This is a genomic window from Delftia sp. DS1230 (genome assembly GCF_040112715.1).
Lineage (GTDB): Bacteria > Pseudomonadota > Gammaproteobacteria > Burkholderiales > Burkholderiaceae_C > Comamonas > Comamonas tsuruhatensis.
Genome location: NZ_CP157763.1, coordinates 920,605 through 937,447 on the forward strand (window position 1 = coordinate 920,605; position 16,843 = coordinate 937,447).

The following is a 16,843-nucleotide window of genomic DNA, read 5'->3' on the forward strand; positions in this document are numbered from 1 at the left end:
ATGAAACCGGAAACGATGCAGGAGAGTTTGATGGGCGCGCTCCAAAGTCTATTCCTATGATTGATGGAAATCCATAGGATCATTCTGATATTGGCAATGCTTTTTCATGACTCCAATGCCGTGTTCCGTCCGCTGCCGTGGTGCGGCATGGCCACCGGGTCCGGCCTGCGGCACACCTGGCGCAAGCGGCGCCAACGACGTGGGCGGCCGCCTGGGCACGGCCGCCTGGGCATGGCCGCCTGGGCACGGCCACCACGGGCGACGCCTTTGCAAGACGCCTGGGCTGAGCCCGTGGCTCAACCCCGCCTGCGCGCCGCCAGCCCCTGCACCACGGCCGCCAGCCGGTCGATTTCCTCGGTGGTGTTGTAGAAGGCCAGCGAGGGCCGCACGGTGGTCTCCACGCCGAAGCGCCGCAGGATGGGCTGGGCGCAGTGGTGGCCGGTGCGCACGGCGATGCCTTCGGCGTTGAGCGCCTCGCCCACCTCGGCCGTGGTCCAGCCCTTGAGCACGAAGGACAGTACGCTGGCCTTGTCGGCCGCCGTGCCGATCAGGCGCAGGCCGGGGATGGGCGCCAGCGCCTGCGTGCCGTACTGCAGCAGATCGTGCTCGTAGCGCGCGATGCGCTCCATGCCCAGGGCCTGCACGTAGTCGATGGCGGCGCCCAGGCCCACGGCGTCGGCAATGTTGCCGGTGCCGGCCTCGAAGGTGTTGGGCAGGGGCTGGTAGACGGTTTTCTCGAAGGTCACGTCGGCGATCATGTTGCCGCCGCCCTGCCAGGGCGGCATGTCCTCCAGCACCTCGCGCCGTCCCCAGACCACGCCGATGCCCGTGGGCCCGAAGACCTTGTGGCCCGAGAACACGAAGAAGTCCGCACCGATGGCCTGCACGTCCACGGCCATGTGCGAGACCGACTGCGCGCCATCGACCAGGGCCCGGGCGCCCGCCTGGTGGGCCAGCTCCACGATCTGCTGCACGGGCACGACCGTGCCCAGCGCGTTGGAGACCTGGGTGACGGAGACGATCTTGGTGCGCGGGTTCAGCAGCCTGCGGTATTCATCGATGAGCACCTGGCCCGAGTCGTCCACCGGGATCACGCGGATCTTCGCGCCCTTGGCGGCCGCCAGCTGCTGCCAGGGCACGATGTTGGCGTGGTGCTCCAGGTGGGAGACGATGATCTCGTCGCCCTCGCCCACATGCTGCCAGCCCCAGCTCTTGGCCACCAGGTTGATGGCCTCGGTGGTGCCGCGCACGAAGATGACCTCGTTCACGTCGGGCGCGTTGATGAAGCGGCGCACGCTCTCGCGCGCGCCCTCGTAGGCGTCGGTGGCGCGCGCGGCCAATTCATGGGCTGCGCGGTGGATGTTGGAGTTCTCGTGCTCGTAGAAATGGCGGATGCGCTCTATCACCGCGCGCGGCTTGTGCGTGGTGGCCGCGTTGTCCAGCCAGGCCAGGGGCCGGCCGTTGACGTGCTCGGACAGGATGGGAAAGTCCCGGCGCACGGCATGCACGTCGAAGGGCGCCTGCACGCTGGCCGCTCCATGCCTTGCCCCGTGCGAAGCCTGCTGGCGCTGCAGCGGATGGGCCGGCGTGGTGTAGCCGGAGGGCAGCACCACGGGATCGACAAAGTAAAAGCGCGGCTCGGCCGAAGGCACGGTGGACGCAATGCCGGGCCCTTCTGTGGGCACGCCGATGCGCGGCACGGCGGGTGCCGCAGGTGCAGCAGGTGCCGCAGGTGCAGCAGGTGCCGTGAACGGGAGCGCGGCCAGCGCATCCAGCGGATCGCCCTGGCGCTGGGGCACGCCCAGCACCTGCGATCCCAGGCGCGGCTCGTAGGCGGGCAGGGCGCTCACGACATGGTCGGGCACGCCGTTGCCGGCCTGGGCATGGGGCAGCAGCGCGGGCGCGCGGTGGGCCAGCGAGGCCAGCGGCGCGGGCGAGGCCGGCAGCAGGTTGCTGCCCGGCGCCAGGCCCTGTGGGATGGGCGTGCCCGGCACGCCGGGGCCCAGGCCCGCGGGGCTGGCCAGCGGCGAGCCGGGCGGCGCCACGTTCACGGGGGCCTGCACGCCAGCAGGCAGGCCGGGAAGACCCGGAAGACCAGGCAGGGCAGGAGCCGATCCCGGTGCGGCGGAGAACAGGGCGTTGGCCATGCGCGCCAGCGCCTCGGGGTCGAAGGGCGCCTGGGGCGCCACGGAGGTGATTGCAGACACGGTCAACGCCCGGCCTCTTTACTTGTAGGTGTCGGGATAGTCGTGGTACTTGCCGATCTCGACATCGTCGAGCACGGCCAGCGCATCGGGCGTGAGCACGGCCAGCGAGCAGTACAGCGAGATCAGGTAGGACGCGATGGCATGGTTGTTGATGCCCATGAAGCGCACCGACAGGCCCGGGCTCTGCTCGCCCGGCAGGCCGGGCTGGTACAGGCCGACCACGCCCTGGCGCTTGTCGCCCACGCGCAGCAGCAGGATCTTGCTCTTGCCATCGGCCACGGGCACCTTGTCCGAGGGGATCAGCGGAATGCCGCGCCAGGTGATGAACTGCGAGCCGAACAGGCTGACCGTGGGCGGCGGCGTGCCGCGGCGCGTGGCCTCGCGGCCGAAGGCGGCAATGGCCAGCGGATGGGTCAGGAAGAAGGCGGGCTCCTTCCAGACCTTGGTCAGCAGCTCGTCCAGGTCGTCGGGCGTGGGCGCGCCGGTCAGCGGGAAGATGCGCTGCTCGTCCGTGACCTGGGCCAGCAGGCCGTAGTCGGGGTTGTTGATGAGCTCGCTTTCCTGGTTCTCCTTGATGGTCTCGATGGTCAGGCGCAGCTGTTCCTTGATCTGGTCATGCGGGCTGCTGTAGAGGTCGGAGATGCGCGTGTGCACATCCAGGATGGTGGAGACGGCGTTGAGGAAGTACTCGCGCGGCTGCTCCTCGTAGTCCACATAGGTGCGCGGCAGCTGGTTGTCTTCCTGCTTGGCCGTGCAGGTGACCTTGATGGCCTCCGGGTTCTTGACGCGGTTGAGGCGGTAGATGCCCGCCTCCACCGGCGACCATTGCAGCAGGTGCGTCAGCCAGCGCGGGCTGATGGTCGAAAGCTGGGGAACGGTTTTGGTTGCGTTGGCCAGTTGCCGCGCGGCGTTGTCGCCTAGCGCGGTCGTGCCGCCCACTGTTGCCGACATGTGCAGACTCCGTGATCAGTTCAGGAAAAAGGGAAGGGGAAGGAGGGGAAACAGGCCCAGTGTCCCGGCCCGCGCACATGTCTTCAACATGCTATAGCCGCCAAGCGCAGGCCGCGCACCAGCTGGTCGTGGGCCACGGTCTCGCCGCGCATGACCAGGGCCGAGGGCTGCACGCCCAGCGAGACGGCCAGCTTCTCCACGGTCAGCAGCGAGGCGATGACGCGGCCGCGCTCTATCTCGCCCACGTAGGAGCGGTTCAGGTCCGAGTGCTCGGCCAGCCGCTCCTGCGACCAGCCATGGGCCTCGCGCGCCTGGCGCACGGCAATGCCGAAGCTGGTGACAAGACGGGTGCTCATAGGGCCACCTCCCGGGGCTGCTGCGCGTGCTCGCGCGCATGGGCCTGGGTGACATGGGCGCCGGGCGGCACGTCCTCGGTCACCCAGACATTGCCGCCGATGACGGCGCCGCGCCCCAGCGTGACGCGGCCCAGGATGGTGGCGCCCGCGTAGATGACCACGTCGTCCTCCACCACCGGATGGCGCGCCAGGCCCTTGCGCAGGTGGCCGTGCTCATCGGTGGGAAAGCGCTTGGCGCCCAGGGTGACGGCCTGGTACAGCCGCACGCGTTCGCCGATCACGGCGGTCTCGCCGATCACCACGCCCGTGCCGTGGTCCATGAAAAAGCCCCGGCCGATCTTCGCGCCCGGGTGGATGTCGATGCCCGTCTGCGCATGCGACAGCTCGGCCACGATGCGCGCCAGCAGAGGCTGCTCCAGCAGGTACAGCTGATGGGCCAGGCGGTGGTGGATCATGGCCAGCACGCCCGGATAGCACAGCAGCACCTCGTCCACGCTGCGCGCGGCGGGATCGCCCTGGAAGGCGGCCAGCACATCGCTGTCGAGCAGGCGGCGGATCTGGGGCAGGGACTCGGCAAAGGCGCGGGCGATGTCCAGCGCCATGGCATCGGCGCCCGCTGCCGTGTGGGGCGCGGACAGCCGCAGCTCCAGCCGTATCTGGCCCAGCAGCGCATGCAGGGCCGAGTCCAGCTGGTGCGCCACGAAGATGTCCTCGCTTTCCTGGCGCAGGTCGTGCGGGCCCAGGCGCATGGGAAACAGGGCTGCCTTGAGCTGGTCGATGAGGGTGGAAAGCGCGTCGCGCGAGGGAAACTCGCGCGCCCCGGGCTCCTGGGTGCGGCCGTGCGCCTCGCGCCATTCGCGGCGCGCCGCATGCAGGTTCTGGGTGAGTCCGGCAATGTCGAAACTGGCCATCTGCGTGCTCCTTCAGTCTTGAATCCAGGGCAGGCCGTGGAAGCGCCAGCCGTCGTTTTTGCCGCGCTGCTGACGCGCGTCGATCTCGCCCTCGAAGCCTTCGAGCACGTTGAACACATGGGCGAATCCGGCCTGGGCGGCCACCTGGGCCGCCAGCACCGAGCGCTTGCCGCTGCGGCACAGCAGCAGGGCCACGGCCTCCTTGCCGCCGTGCGGTGCCAGGCGCGCTTCCAGCTCGCGGGCAAAGCGCGGGTTGCGCGTCAGCGCCGTGCCCGTGGCCCAGGGCACGTGCAGGGTGCCCTGCACCTGGCCGACGAACTTGCGTTCCTCGGCCGTGCGCACATCGACCAGCACGGCCTGGCCGGCCTGCACCAGCGCCCAGGCCACGGGCGGGTGCACGCCGCCTGCGTGGCCCAGCCCCTGTGCGCGGGCGTGTTCCTGCGCCTCTTCCAGAGCCTGGGGCAAGGCGGTTTCCAAAGTGAGGGCTGTCATGTCGTCGTCCTTGCGGAGAATTCGCGGGTTGGTGGCTATGGGCACCAATCTAAGAACTTCGCGGCAAGCCACCAACGAACAAGAGCGGCGTTTGATAGAAGCAAAACGTCTATGAAGGCGCCGCGCGGCGCCATGCCCGGTTCGGGCGATCAGGCCGTCAGCACCCGCTGCAGCATCCACAGGTTCAGCGACACCACCAGGGCCGCGCAGCCCCACAGCACTGCCGACATCCTTGGGCCAAAGGCCAGCTCCCCCAGCGTCTTGCGCCGCGTGGTGAACAGCAGCAGCGGCACGATGGCAAACGGCAATTGCAGGCTCAGCACCACCTGGCTGAATACCAGCAGGGCGCTGGCGCCGGTGCTGCCGAACCAGGCGGTGGCCACCACGGCGGGCACGATGGCGATGCAGCGCGTCAGCAGGGCGCGCAGCGCGGGCGACAGGCGGATCTGCAAGAAGCCTTCCATCACGATCTGCCCGGCCAGCGTGCCCGTGACCGAGGAACTCAGCCCCGAGGCCAGCAGCGCCACGCCGAACACCGCGCTGGCGATGCCCACGCCCAGCAGCGGCGACAGCAGGTGGTAGGCGTCCGACAGCTCGGTCACCGGCGCCTGGCCGGGCCGGTTGAACGCGCCGGCCGCCACCACCAGGATGGCGGCGTTCACGAACAGCGCCAGCCCCAGCGCCACCGTGGAGTCCAGCGTGGCCAGGCGGATGGCCTGGCGCGTACCCTGGAGCGTGGTGTCATGCCGGCGTGTCTGCACGATGGACGAATGCAGGTAGAGGTTGTGCGGCATCACCGTGGCCCCCACGATGCCCACGGCCAGGTACAGCATCTGCGGATTGGCCACGATCTCCATGCCCGGCAGCAGGCCGCGCAGCACGGCCGCCACGGGCGGCTGCAGCCACACCAGCTGGGCGGCAAAGCACAGGCCGATCAATGCCACCAGGGCGATCACCACCGACTCCAGGCAGCGAAAGCCCCGGCTTTGCAGCGCCAGGATCAGCATCACATCCACCACCGTGATGCACACGCCGGCCAGCAGCGGCAGGCCGAACAGCAGGTTCAGGCCGATGGCCATGCCCAGCACCTCGGCCAGGTTGCAGGCCACGATGGCGATCTCGCAGAAGAACCACAGCACCAGGTTGATGCGCGGGGAAAACTGCGCGCGGCAGGCCTGGGCCAGGTCCCGCCCGCTGGCCAGGCCCAGGCGCACGGCCGCCGCCTGGAACAGCATGGCCATCAGGTTGGAGGCAAAGATCACCGCCAGCAGCGAGTAGCCGAACTGCGAGCCGCCCGCGATGGAGGTGGCCCAGTTGCCCGGGTCCATGTAGCCCACGGCCACCATGTAGCCGGGCCCGGCAAACGCCAGCACGCGGCGCGCGTTGTCCGAGCGGCTGTCGCCGCGCGGCACGGCAATGCTGCGATGCACCTGCGGCAGGCTGGGCGTGCCCGCGTGGCCGTGGTCCGGTTCGATGGCGCCGAAGCGGCCCTGTTCAGCCGCAAGCACGGTGTCGTTCATGGGGGCCTTTCCGCCGGCGGGGGCACGCGGTTGCAGGGGGGATGCCTATCGGGCCGTCGGCACCAGGCTGCTGGCGGGTGCAATGGCTGCGGCGGCGGGTGCGGCATCGGTGCCTGCGCCGCGCCACAGCGCCACGAGATCTGCGGTCACGATGACCGCGCCGGCCAGCAGAATCAGGCTGCCCACGCAGCGGCGCGCCACGGTGGCAGGTTTCAGGCGCCGTGGCGTGCTGGCCGGCGTGCGGGGGGCGGATGAGGAAGGCAGAAGGGACATCATGGCAACTCCTTGGCAGGGGAACGCTTGTCTCGGGCCAGCCCCGGGGAAGCCCGCCTGCCCCGGCCGGTGCGGGGCAGGCGGGCGGTCCGCGTCAGGCGTAGGCGCTGCTCATCACCAGCGAGCCGTTCACGCCGGACGGGAAGAACCCGCCCTTGGTCGCCGTGTCCTTGGTCAGGTACACGATGTTCAGCACGTCGCCCGGCGAGCGGCTGTATGCGATGCCGTTGGCATCCAGCGGCACGATGTTGGACGTGGTGGCATCCCCCGTGATGCCCTGGTCCACGTCGGTGGAGCCGTCCAGGCTGTCGCGCGCATCCGAGATGGCGCCGGCCGCCGTGCGCAGCGCGGGCGTGGCCAGGCCCTTGGCGTACAGCACCGTGCGCACCAGACCTGCGTGGTAGGCCTCGGCGGCCAGGATGCCGGCGGCTGCCTCCAGATAGGTCTTGTTGGTGATCAGCGGCGATGCGCCCTTGTAGGCGGTGACGCCCACGTCCTCGAAGATGAAGGCCCCCAGCAGGAAGTTCTCGTCACTCGCATAGGGATCGAAGGCCGTGCCCGCGCCCACCAGCCCGGCCGCTCGCGCGGCCACCGAGAAGGCGCCGTTCGGGTCGGTTCCGCCGATGTCGATCTGCGGCTGCGCCACTGCGGCCGAACCCAGCGCCGCGCGCAGGAAGGCCACGTGGGCGATCTCGTCCTGGGCGATCTCCTTGGCGTACTGCGCCACCACGGGGTCCTTGAAGGCCACGGCACGGCCACCCGTGATGGCGCCCTGCGTGCCCACGCCCGACTGCAGGTTGGCGGGCAGGCCGGTGCCGAACACCGCGTAGTGATAGAACTGCGACTCCAGATACTCCAGGTTGAGGGCGAAGTTCAGGATCTCCGCATCCGTGGGTCCGTTGGCCTGCGCATTCGCATCGCCCCCGCCACCGCCGCAGGCGGACAGGATCACCCCGCCCGCCATGCCCACGGCCACGCCGCTGGTCTTGCGGAAGAACTGGCGCCTGTCCTCCAGCTTCTTGGCACGTTTTTGCAAAACCCCGATCAACACTGATTCGTCAGACATGATGGTTCCTCTCGGTTCGCGGCAGGCGCGAACGGTCAACGTGAAGAATGCGCCTCCGGCCGAAAGCACACGGGTGTGGCGAAAGCGCGTTCCACTGAAGAGGTGGCCACCTGCTCCAGGGGAATGGGATGCGTCCCCGCTATCCGGCAGTACGCAGGCCGCGCAGGTCTGGATGTGCCGCAATTGAAAGTGGTTGTAACTTTTTGTGTTTGACGTCGATCGCCGTTTTTTTGAATCCAGACCCCGCTGCGCTGCGTATCCAGATCAGCCGGAATCGTTCGGCTTGTCATCAACCCGCTAGGAGCATTCCATGGTCTCGATTCAAAACACCCGCAAGCTGGCCTCGTTCGGCCTGGCCATCGTGATGTCGGCTGCCTCCGTGGCCGCCATGGCCGATGTGATGGTGGGCGGCGCACCCATGCTGCCGTCCAAGGACATCATCGACAACGCCGTCAACTCCAAGGACCACACCACCCTGGTCGCAGCCGTCAAGGCGGCGGGCCTGGTCGATACGCTCAAGGGCCCGGGTCCGTTCACCGTGTTCGCGCCCACCAATGCCGCCTTCGAGGCCCTGCCCGCAGGCACGGTGGACACCCTGCTCAAGCCCGAGAACAAGGGCACGCTGACCACCGTGCTGACCTACCACGTGGTGGCCGGCAAGTGGGATGCGGCGGCGCTGTCCAAGATGATCAAGGACGGCAAGGGCATGGCCAGCATCAAGACCGTCAGCGGCGGCACGCTGGTGGCCAAGTCCAGCGGCTCCAAGATCATGCTGACCGATGAAAAGGGCGGCACGGCCACGGTGACCATCCCCGACGTCTACCAGTCCAACGGCGTGATCCACGTGATCGACAAGGTGCTGCTGCCCAAGTGAGCGGCACAGGCAGCGAGCGGGCCGGCCACTGACCGCCGTGGTCAGTGGCCGGAGCCTTGTGCCTTCGCCATGCGCCTTGCGGGCGCAACGCCGCAAGCCGCTGCCGGCGTCCCGGCCTGCGCGGCTAGCTTGGACAGCCGCCAGCGCGTCAGGTCGTCCGCGCCGGGGCCGGCCTCCACGCGCAGCTCGGAAAAAGGCACGCTGCGGCCCGATTCCTCCTCCACCAGCGCCAGCCGCAGGGGCGTGCCCGACTGCGCACGCACAAAGCGCATGGGCGGCTGCGCTTCTTGCTGCAGGCGCCACCGGTCGCCGACCTGGGCCAGCGCCTGGATCACCAGGGACAGGTCGCGGCCCTTGGGCGTGAGCAGGTACTCGTAGCGGTCCGGGCCGCTTTGGTAGAGGCGGCGCTCGACCAGGCCGGACTGCTCCAGCTGGCGCAGGCGGTCGGTCAGCGTGGCGTTGGTGATGTCCGTGGACTTTCTCAGGTCGTCATAGCGGCTCAGGCCCAGCATCAGGTCGCGCAGCACCAGCATGGCCCAGCGGTCGCCTACGGCCTCCAGCGTGGTGGCGATCGAGCAGGCCATGCCCTCGAAGCTCTTGGATCGCATGGAATTCCTCGTTGTCTGTTCGCGTTGTCGCAGGCCTGGAGTGTCTCAGCAAAACGCAAGCCCGGCCCGCAAAGGTGGATTGCGTGCTTGTAGCTCTAATGATTGAAGTTTATAGTTGAAGCCACTTTCAACCACCGCTTGATCCAAGCAAGGACTTCTCCCATGAGCACGCATCAAGGCACCGCCGTCGTCACTGGCGCCTCCTCCGGCATCGGCGCCGTCTATGCCGATCGCCTGGCCGCACGCGGCCATGACCTGATCCTGGTCGCGCGCCGCCTGGACCGGCTGCAGGCGCTGGCACAGCGCCTGCGCGACGACCATGGCCGCCAGGTCGAGGTGGTGGCGGCCGACCTGGCCGACGCCGCCGGCCTGCAGCGCGTGGAGGCCCTGTTCGATGGGCAGCGCGACATAGCCATGCTGGTCAACTGCGCCGGCCTGGGCGCCCTGGGTCCGGCGGCCCAGGTGGATGCGCGCGAAGTCGACCGCCTGGTCATGGTCAACATCCATGCGCTGACGCGGCTGTCGCTGGCGGCAGCGCGGCTGTTCGCCACGCGCGGCCGGGGCACGCTGATCAACATCGGCTCCATCCTGGCCCTGATGCCCTTGCCGGGCGCCTCCAGCTACAGCGCCTCCAAGGCCTATGTGCTGAGCTTCACGCGCTCGCTGCAGGCCGAGCTGGCACCCAGCGGCGTCACCGTGCAGGCCGTGATGCCCAGCCTGGTGCGCTCGGAGTTCTTCGGGGGCAAGCCTTCTCCTTTTCCCGAGCACCTGTTCATGTCGCCCGAGACCCTGGTGGACACGGCCCTGGCGGCGCTGGACCAGGGCGAGGCCATCTGCTTTCCCACGCTGGGCAGCACGACCGCCTGGCTGGACTTTGACCAATCGCGCGCCAATCTCGTCAAGGCGCTGACGCTCAGCGGCGTGCCGGCGGCGCGCTACCAGGCTGCGGATGCAGGCCAGCCGGCCTGACGGCCGCGCTGCGTCGCCACCCCGGATTCCCGTACTCCTCTTTTTGCCCCCGGAGAAAGCCATGCCCCTGTGGAAGATCTACCACCCCGAAAACGCCTTCAGCGATGAAGACAAACAGGCCATCGCCCAGCGCATCACGGCCGTCTACGGCGACCTGCCGCGCTTTTACGTGGGCGTGGTGTTCGAGGCCGTCGCGCGCACTTCGTTCTTCATCGGCGGCGAGCCTGCGGATGATTTCGTGCGCATCTCCGTGGACCATATCGCGCGGCAGATCCGCGACGAGGAGACCAAGACACGGTTCCTCGAAGGCGTGCGGCGGCAGCTGTCCCCCTTCATTGCCGACCGGGGCCTGCGCTGGGAGATGCATGTGGACGAGACGCCCTTCAGCCTGTGGAGCATCCAGGGACTGCGCCCGCCCGTGCCGGGCACGCCCGAGGGAGAGAAGTGGCGCCTGGACAATCGGCCCTCTCCCCTCTGAGGTCCTGCCTGCACCTCAGCGCAGCGACAGCCCCGCCGACTGGATCGCGCGGGCGTAGCGCGGGCGCTCGCTTTGCAGGCTCTGGCCCAGGTCGGCCGGGGAGCCGCCCGCCACCTTGAAGCCCATGTGCTCCAGCTGCGCGCGCACATCGGGCGCCTGCAGCACGGTCTGCAGGTCGCGGTTGATCTTGGCGACGATGGGCGCAGGCGTGCCCGCCGGCGCGAAGTAGCCCTGCCAGCTCTCCACCGAGAAGCCGGGCACGCCGGCCTCGGCCATGGTGGGGACCTGGGGCAGGGCGTCGGAGCGGTAGGGCGTGGTCACGGCCAGGGCGCGCAGCTTGCCGGCGCGCACGTACTCGGTCACGGCGGCCAGCGTGATCAGCGTGGCGTCGGTGTGGCCGCCCAGCACGTCCAGCGCGGCCGGGCCACCGCCCGGGTAGGGGATGTAGTTGACCTTGGCGCCCGTCTCCTGCGTGAGGATTTCATGCGCCACATGGGCAATGCCGCCATTGCCGGGCAGGCCCAGGCTGATGCTTTGTGGCTTGGCCTTGGCGCGGGCCAGGTAGTCGCCCAGCGTGTTCAGGCCCGTGGCGGGGTTGACCACCAGCACCTGCGGATTGACCACGGCCTTGATGATGGGCGTGAAGGCCTTTTGCGTGTCGTAGGGCAACTGGGCAAACAGCAGGCCGTTGAGCGTGAGGCCTTCGCCCTGCTGCAGCAGGGTGTAGCCGTCGGGCGCGGCCTTGGCCACCTTGGCCGCGCCGATGGTGCCGCTGGCCCCGGCCACGTTCTCCACCACCACCGACTGGCCCCACAGCGCGGCCAGCTTGTCGGCCAGCGTGCGCGTGAGCTTGTCGGCGCTGCCCCCGGGCGCCACGGGCACGATGATGCGCACCGGCTTGTTCGGAAAGCTGTCGGCCGAGGCCAGGGCCGCCGGCGCGTGCAGGGCCAGGGCGGAGAACAGGGGGAGCAGCAGCGCGCGCAGCGCAGACGGGGTGCGGATCATGGGAGTGCCGGAGTGCAGAGAGTCGATGCCCGCAGTCTGGGAGGCTCCTGGCGCGGCGTGAACTAAGCATTGCGGCTATGCATATGCGGCTGCCGCACAACGTGCGTCACGCTTGCGCCACGCATGCGCGCGCAGTGCCCAAAGCTCATATCCATATCCGCAATGCGTCGTTGGCGCCAGGGCGGGAGAGGCCTAACTTCGTGTCCTCCCGCGAACGTCCCCCAGGCACTCCCATGACACAGACCCATCTCTCCATCGACTTCAGCGGCAGCGACGTGGCCAGCCGCCGCGCAGCCGCCATCACCGGCTTCATCGCCACGGCCCGGCGCCTGCTCCCCGATCCCGAGCGGGCCACGCCCGAGCAACTGCAGGCCGTGGCCCGCGAGCTGGAGGCGCTGGGCCTGCAGCGCGAACTGTTCCCGCACGCGCACTTCCCCGTCTCGGCCAGCAACCCGGCCCAGGTCTACCGCCTCAGCGAAGACCTGGGCGGGCGCTATGCGCTGTACCTGTCCACCGGCCTGCCGGGCAAGTCCCAGCCGCCGCATGACCACACCACCTGGGCCATCATCGCGGGCGTCGAAGGCGTGGAGCGCAACGTGTTCTTCACGCGCGGCAAGACCGACGACCCGCTGCGCGACACCCTGGCGCTGGGCCGCAGCGTCGATGTGGGCAGCGGAACCTCGGTGGTGCTCACGCCCACCGACGTGCACACCATCGAGCTGATCGGCGAGGAACCCGGCCTGCACCTGCATTTCTACGGGCGCGGCCTGGAGCGCATGCCCGATCGCGTGGTCTTCGAGAGCCTGGAAGGCGGCAGCTTCCGCACCTTCGGCCCGCCCAAGTCGATTCGCCATGCGCTAGTCACGCCCGCCGCGCTCCGGCAGGCCCTGGCCGATGGCGAGGAAATCGCCGTGCTCGACGTGCGCGAGGCCGGTGTCTTCGCGCACCGCCACATCCTGTTCGCGGCGCCCGCCCCGGCCTGGCGGCTGGAGCAGCTCATCGACCGCCTGGTGCCGCGTCGGGGCACGCGCATCGTGCTGGTGGACGCAGACGGCTCCCTGGCCCATGAGGCTGCGGCCAAGCTCGTGCGCCTGGGCTGGCCCAACGTCTCCGTGCTCGAAGGCGGCACCGAAGGCTGGGCGGCCGAGGGGCTGGAAATCTTCAGCGGCACGAACGTGCCCAGCAAGGCCTTCGGCGAAGTCATCGAGCATGAAAAGCACACGCCCTGGATCACCTCGGACGAGCTGGGCGCGCGCGTGCAGCGCGGCGACAACATCGTCGTCGTCGACAGCCGCACGCCCGAGGAATTCGCGGCCTTCAGCCTGCCCTTTGCGCTCAGCGTGCCGGGGGCCGAACTGGTCTACCGCATCGGCGAAATCGCCCCGGACCCGCAAACCCTGGTCGTCGTCAACTGCGCGGGCCGCACGCGCTCCATCGTGGGCGCACAGACCCTGATCGACGCCGGCATCCCCAACCCGGTCGTCTCGCTGCGCAACGGCACCATGGACTGGCTGCTCACCGGCCGCAGGCTGGCCCATGGCCGCCGCACCCCGCTGCCCGAGCCCGGCGCCGTCGCCCTGGCCACCGCACGCGAACGCGCAGCCAGCGTGGCACAGCGCGCTGGCGTGCAATCCATTGATGCGGCCGAACTGGCCCGCTTCGAGTCCGAAGCCACCGAACGCACGCTCTACCGCTTCGACGTGCGCACCCGCGAGGAATACCAGGCCGGGCACCTGCCTGGCTGGCGCTGGGCGCCGGGCGGCCAGCTCGTGCAGGCCACCGACGAATACGCGGCCACGCGCGGCGCACGCATCGTGCTGGCCGACTGGGACGGCGTGCGCGCCCTCACCACCGGCGCCTGGCTGGCCCAGCTGGGCTGGGAAGTCTTCACCTGCGTTCCGCCCACGCTGGCCACCCTGGAGGTCGGCGCCGAACCCGTGCGCGTGCTCGCCTCCCACGCGCCTGCGCCCCAGCTGTCCGTGCAGCAGGCGCAGGAACTGCTGGGCGAAGGCCGGGCCATCGTCTTCGACGTGGACAGCCGGCCCGCCTTCGAGAAGCAGCACATCGCCGGTGCGCGCTTTGCCGTGCCTGATCGTCTGCCCTCCTTCGTGCAGGCCCTGCCGCCGGCCCAAGTGGTGGTGCTCACCTCGCCGGACGGCGTGCTGGCGCGCAGCGTGGCGGCCGAACTGGCGGCGCGCACGGGGCGCGATGTGCGCTCCGTCGTTGGCGGCACTTCTGCCTGGGCTGCTGCCGGGCTGCCGCTGGGGCAGGGGGATGCGGATGTGCTGACGGGGGATGATGACCAGTGGTACAGCCCTTATGCGCATCGGGATCTGGGGTTGAGGGATGCGGGGTTTCGGGCTTATCTGGATTGGGAGTTGGGGTTGGTTGAGCAGTTGGAGCGGGATGGTTCTGCTGGGATTCGGCTGCTGGCTGCTGTTTGAGTCTGGCTGTTGGTCTGCTTTTGGCCCCTGCCGGGTGGTTGTTTTTCGAGGCCGGGTTTCGGCCCGGCGGCCGACCTACTTTCTTATCGCGCGATAAGAAAGTAGGCAAAGAAGCGCGCCCCAAACTGCCCACGACCCCTGCGCTGCGCTCCGGGGCGACCTGCGTTGGGCGGGATGCGGGGTGCGCCGTGAAACTCGTTACGCGCTGCGCGCTTCACTCAAACATCACGGCGAGCTAGACAACGAAGCAGCCCTGTCCTTCGGCAGGGCTGCCACCCCGCATCCCGCCCAACGCAGGCGTGGGCAGAAGGGGGGAGATTGGGGAACAGCCAACAGCCAACAGCCGGAAATGCAAAACAGCCGACGCGCCATTGTGGCGCTCGGCTGTTTTCGTGGGCTGAGGCTACTGCTTCAGACCTCGGGTTTGGCGGTGTTGCGCAGAAGATAGATCTCGTCTTCCACGTAGGTGGCCAGCCGCTCTGCACTGTGCTGAATGGTGCGCAAGGCGTTGGTCACCACGTCGGTATCGCGCAGGCCTTCGGGCGATAGCAGCCACGCCTGGGCAAGCTGGGAGATGGAAGAGACCTCGTTGCAGCCCATCTGGACCATTCGGTTCACCTCGGTGATGGAGAAGTTCAGCTGCGTGGTTCTTGCGCTGGTGGATCGTGTTTCCTGCTTCATGGCCTGACCCTCCGTGTGATGGTGAGGGTTGCGAGGCTTATGGACGCTGTATGCATGGTTGCGTGCTCCGTTGCGAGTCTTCAGTCACCAACGCATGTTCTTACGCATGAGCAGGTGGACGGGATGTTAAGAACACGTGCAACGCCGTGCGGACATCCTTGCGGGTAGCCCCATCCCGTCCAAAACTGATGGACGTGGGAATGCCCCACGATCCGAAGTATTCAGACGCGACAAGGCCTCTCTGATGGGGAGGCCAGCACCAGCTGCGATCGGTGTTCTTACGCACCAGCCCCTGAACAGGGGGCCGGTCGAAATGATAGAGGCTTTGGACGACAAGCGCGCTCAAAAAAAGGCCGAGCGAAGCGATGGCCCGAGCCAACTCCCCGTATGTCAGCGCCTGCGGCGTGGCGGTTGCGGGGTTGCAGTCCTGCCGAAGGACAGGACTGCTTCGTGATCTGACTCGCCGTGATGTTTGAACGTAGCGCGCAGCGCGAAGAGAGTTTCACGGCGAACCCCGCAACCGCCACGACGCAGGTTGCCCGCAGCGAAGCGGAGGGTCGCGGACATCCGGGTCGCCTTTGCTTTGCCTACTTTCCTTTGGCGAAACAAAGGAAAGTAGGTCGGCCGCCGGGCCGAGACCCGGCCTCGAAAAGAAACCCCCCGGCAGGGCCAGAACCAGCAAGCGCAGCAACACGCAGCAAACGCAGCAGAGCCCAAAAAATCTCAGGCAGCCAGCCTGAACCGCTCCACCACCCCCCCAAACCCCCTCTCCAGATCCGCAATCAGATCCAAAGGATCCTCCAGCCCCACATGCAACCGCACCACAGGCGCAGTCCCCGTCCACACACTGTGCTCCCGCAACCGCTCAGGCTGCGCCACCAGCGCCAGGCTCTCGTACCCGCCCCAGGAAGCCCCCTGCGCAAACTGCCGCAACGAGTCAACGAACACGGCGCCGGCACCGGCGTCCACCCCTTCGGCAAACGCAAACGAGACCAGCCCGCTGGCCCCGCTGAAGTCCCGCTTCCACAGCGCATGGCCGGGATCGGAGGGCAGGGCCGGGTAGAAGACGCGGCCGACCTGGGGCTGATGCTCCAGCCATTGCGCGATTTCGGTGGCGTGGCGCTGGTGCTGGGCCAGGCGCACAGGCAGGGTGCGAAGGCCGCGCAGGGCGAGGTAGGCGTCGTCGGCGCCTATGGTCAGGCCCAGGGCCTCGTAGGCGGTGGATATCTTTTTGGACAGCGCGGGGCCGTCGGTGATGACGATGCCCTGCATCACGTCGGAGTGGCCGGCGATGTACTTGGTCGCGGCCTGGATGGAGAGGTTGGCGCCGTGCTCCAGGGGCTGGTAGAACCAGCCGCCGCTCCAGGTGTTGTCGGTGGCCACGGCAATGCCTTGCTGGCGTGCCACGGCTGCCAGGGCGGGCAGGTCCAGCACTTCGTAGAGCAGGGAGCTGGGCGATTCCAGGTAGACCAGGCGGGTGTTGGGGCGGATCTTGCCGGCCAGATCGTCGCGCGAGGGCGAGAAGTACTCCAGCGTGATGCCCAGGCGCTGCAGCAAGGTGGCATCCACGCGGCGCACGGGCGAGTAGACGCTGTCGGCCACCAGGGCATGGTCGCCGGGCGATAGCAGGGCGATGAGCACCAGGGTGATGGCGGACAGGCCCGAGGGCGTGAGAAAGGCGCGGTGCCCGCCCTCCAGCGCGACCACGGCGTCTTCCAGCGCGCGGTGCGTGTCCAGGCCGTGGCGGCCGTAGGAGGCCACGCGCTCGCCGGCCTCGCGGCGGTGGTGCAGGTCGGCGTAGGCGGCGCTGTCGGCAAAGCGCACGGTGCTGGTGCGCACCACGGGCACGTTGACGGGGCCGGAGCCGCCCTGCAGCGGCGGCGTGCCTGCGTGCAGCAGGCGGGTCGACGGGCGCAGGGCCGCAGTCTGAGGGTGTCGGCGCGGGGCGGCGGGATGCGTGTCGGGGCGGATGTCTGCGGTCATGGAGGGGTGCTCCGGGTGGTGGGGA

General features: G+C 68.8%; 16 protein-coding genes. 4 read left to right on the forward strand and 12 right to left on the reverse strand.

Annotated features, from left to right (window positions below):
- Positions 1 to 296: 296 nt before the first annotated feature.
- The 8 genes from AAN986_RS04165 to AAN986_RS04200 form a co-directional block, all read right to left on the reverse strand.
- On the reverse strand, positions 297 to 2,213 hold the full coding sequence (locus AAN986_RS04165) for a family 2A encapsulin nanocompartment cargo protein cysteine desulfurase (RefSeq protein ID WP_047219206.1): 1,917 nt from the start codon (positions 2,211 to 2,213) through the stop codon (positions 297 to 299).
- 12 nt (positions 2,214 to 2,225) lie between these two features.
- Positions 2,226 to 3,158, reverse strand: a complete 933-nt coding sequence (locus tag AAN986_RS04170) for a family 2A encapsulin nanocompartment shell protein (RefSeq protein ID WP_013800566.1) — start codon at positions 3,156 to 3,158, stop codon at positions 2,226 to 2,228.
- An 83-nt stretch (positions 3,159 to 3,241) separates the two neighbouring features.
- Positions 3,242 to 3,514: a helix-turn-helix transcriptional regulator gene (locus AAN986_RS04175; RefSeq protein ID WP_012207587.1), complete on the reverse strand. Its 273-nt coding sequence runs from the start codon at positions 3,512 to 3,514 to the stop codon at positions 3,242 to 3,244.
- Complete coding sequence (gene epsC, locus AAN986_RS04180) at positions 3,511 to 4,425, reverse strand: serine O-acetyltransferase EpsC (RefSeq protein ID WP_013800567.1); 915 nt, start codon at positions 4,423 to 4,425, stop codon at positions 3,511 to 3,513. The genes AAN986_RS04175 and epsC overlap by 4 nt, the downstream gene beginning before the upstream one ends.
- Before the next feature lie 12 nt (positions 4,426 to 4,437).
- Positions 4,438 to 4,917 (reverse strand): rhodanese-like domain-containing protein, encoded by a 480-nt coding sequence (locus AAN986_RS04185; protein WP_047219207.1) that lies wholly within the window; start codon positions 4,915 to 4,917, stop codon positions 4,438 to 4,440.
- A 149-nt stretch (positions 4,918 to 5,066) separates the two neighbouring features.
- Complete coding sequence (locus AAN986_RS04190; RefSeq protein WP_016452659.1) at positions 5,067 to 6,437, reverse strand: Nramp family divalent metal transporter; 1,371 nt, start codon at positions 6,435 to 6,437, stop codon at positions 5,067 to 5,069.
- A gap of 45 nt (positions 6,438 to 6,482) precedes the next feature.
- Positions 6,483 to 6,713 (reverse strand): hypothetical protein, encoded by a 231-nt coding sequence (locus AAN986_RS04195; protein WP_047219208.1) that lies wholly within the window; start codon positions 6,711 to 6,713, stop codon positions 6,483 to 6,485.
- 91 nt (positions 6,714 to 6,804) lie between these two features.
- The gene (locus AAN986_RS04200) at positions 6,805 to 7,776 is read right to left on the reverse strand and encodes a ferritin-like domain-containing protein (protein ID WP_016450780.1); all 972 of its coding nucleotides are present in this window, start codon (positions 7,774 to 7,776) and stop codon (positions 6,805 to 6,807) included.
- 310 nt (positions 7,777 to 8,086) lie between these two features.
- On the opposite strand from AAN986_RS04200, the gene AAN986_RS04205 reads away from it, so the two are divergent.
- Complete coding sequence (locus AAN986_RS04205; protein WP_013800571.1) at positions 8,087 to 8,650, forward strand: fasciclin domain-containing protein; 564 nt, start codon at positions 8,087 to 8,089, stop codon at positions 8,648 to 8,650.
- 41 nt (positions 8,651 to 8,691) lie between these two features.
- Here the strand turns inward: AAN986_RS04205 and AAN986_RS04210 are convergent, their stop codons facing one another.
- Complete coding sequence (locus tag AAN986_RS04210; RefSeq protein WP_016452655.1) at positions 8,692 to 9,258, reverse strand: helix-turn-helix domain-containing protein; 567 nt, start codon at positions 9,256 to 9,258, stop codon at positions 8,692 to 8,694.
- A 162-nt stretch (positions 9,259 to 9,420) separates the two neighbouring features.
- Between AAN986_RS04210 and AAN986_RS04215 the strand changes: the two genes are divergently transcribed.
- Together AAN986_RS04215 and AAN986_RS04220 are read left to right on the forward strand one after the other, a co-directional pair.
- Positions 9,421 to 10,227, forward strand: a complete 807-nt coding sequence (locus AAN986_RS04215; protein ID WP_046241455.1) for an SDR family NAD(P)-dependent oxidoreductase — start codon at positions 9,421 to 9,423, stop codon at positions 10,225 to 10,227.
- A gap of 61 nt (positions 10,228 to 10,288) precedes the next feature.
- The gene (locus tag AAN986_RS04220; RefSeq protein WP_013800576.1) at positions 10,289 to 10,705 is read left to right on the forward strand and encodes a tautomerase family protein; all 417 of its coding nucleotides are present in this window, start codon (positions 10,289 to 10,291) and stop codon (positions 10,703 to 10,705) included.
- Positions 10,706 to 10,720: 15 nt separating this feature from the next.
- Here AAN986_RS04220 and AAN986_RS04225 read toward each other — a convergent pair whose 3' ends face one another.
- Positions 10,721 to 11,710, reverse strand: a complete 990-nt coding sequence (locus AAN986_RS04225) for a tripartite tricarboxylate transporter substrate binding protein (protein WP_047219209.1) — start codon at positions 11,708 to 11,710, stop codon at positions 10,721 to 10,723.
- Between the two features lie 233 nt (positions 11,711 to 11,943).
- Between AAN986_RS04225 and AAN986_RS04230 the strand changes: the two genes are divergently transcribed.
- A complete protein-coding gene (locus AAN986_RS04230; protein WP_047219210.1) occupies positions 11,944 to 14,154 on the forward strand; it encodes a rhodanese-like domain-containing protein in 2,211 nt (736 codons plus the stop codon).
- Positions 14,155 to 14,565: 411 nt separating this feature from the next.
- Here AAN986_RS04230 and AAN986_RS04235 read toward each other — a convergent pair whose 3' ends face one another.
- Positions 14,566 to 14,835, reverse strand: a complete 270-nt coding sequence (locus AAN986_RS04235) for a hypothetical protein (protein ID WP_016448810.1) — start codon at positions 14,833 to 14,835, stop codon at positions 14,566 to 14,568.
- 723 nt (positions 14,836 to 15,558) lie between these two features.
- Positions 15,559 to 16,818 carry a cystathionine beta-lyase gene (gene metC / locus AAN986_RS04240; RefSeq protein ID WP_241150453.1) on the reverse strand — a complete coding sequence of 420 codons (1,260 nt, stop codon included), beginning with the start codon at positions 16,816 to 16,818 and terminating at the stop codon, positions 15,559 to 15,561.
- Positions 16,819 to 16,843: the final 25 nt, after the last annotated feature.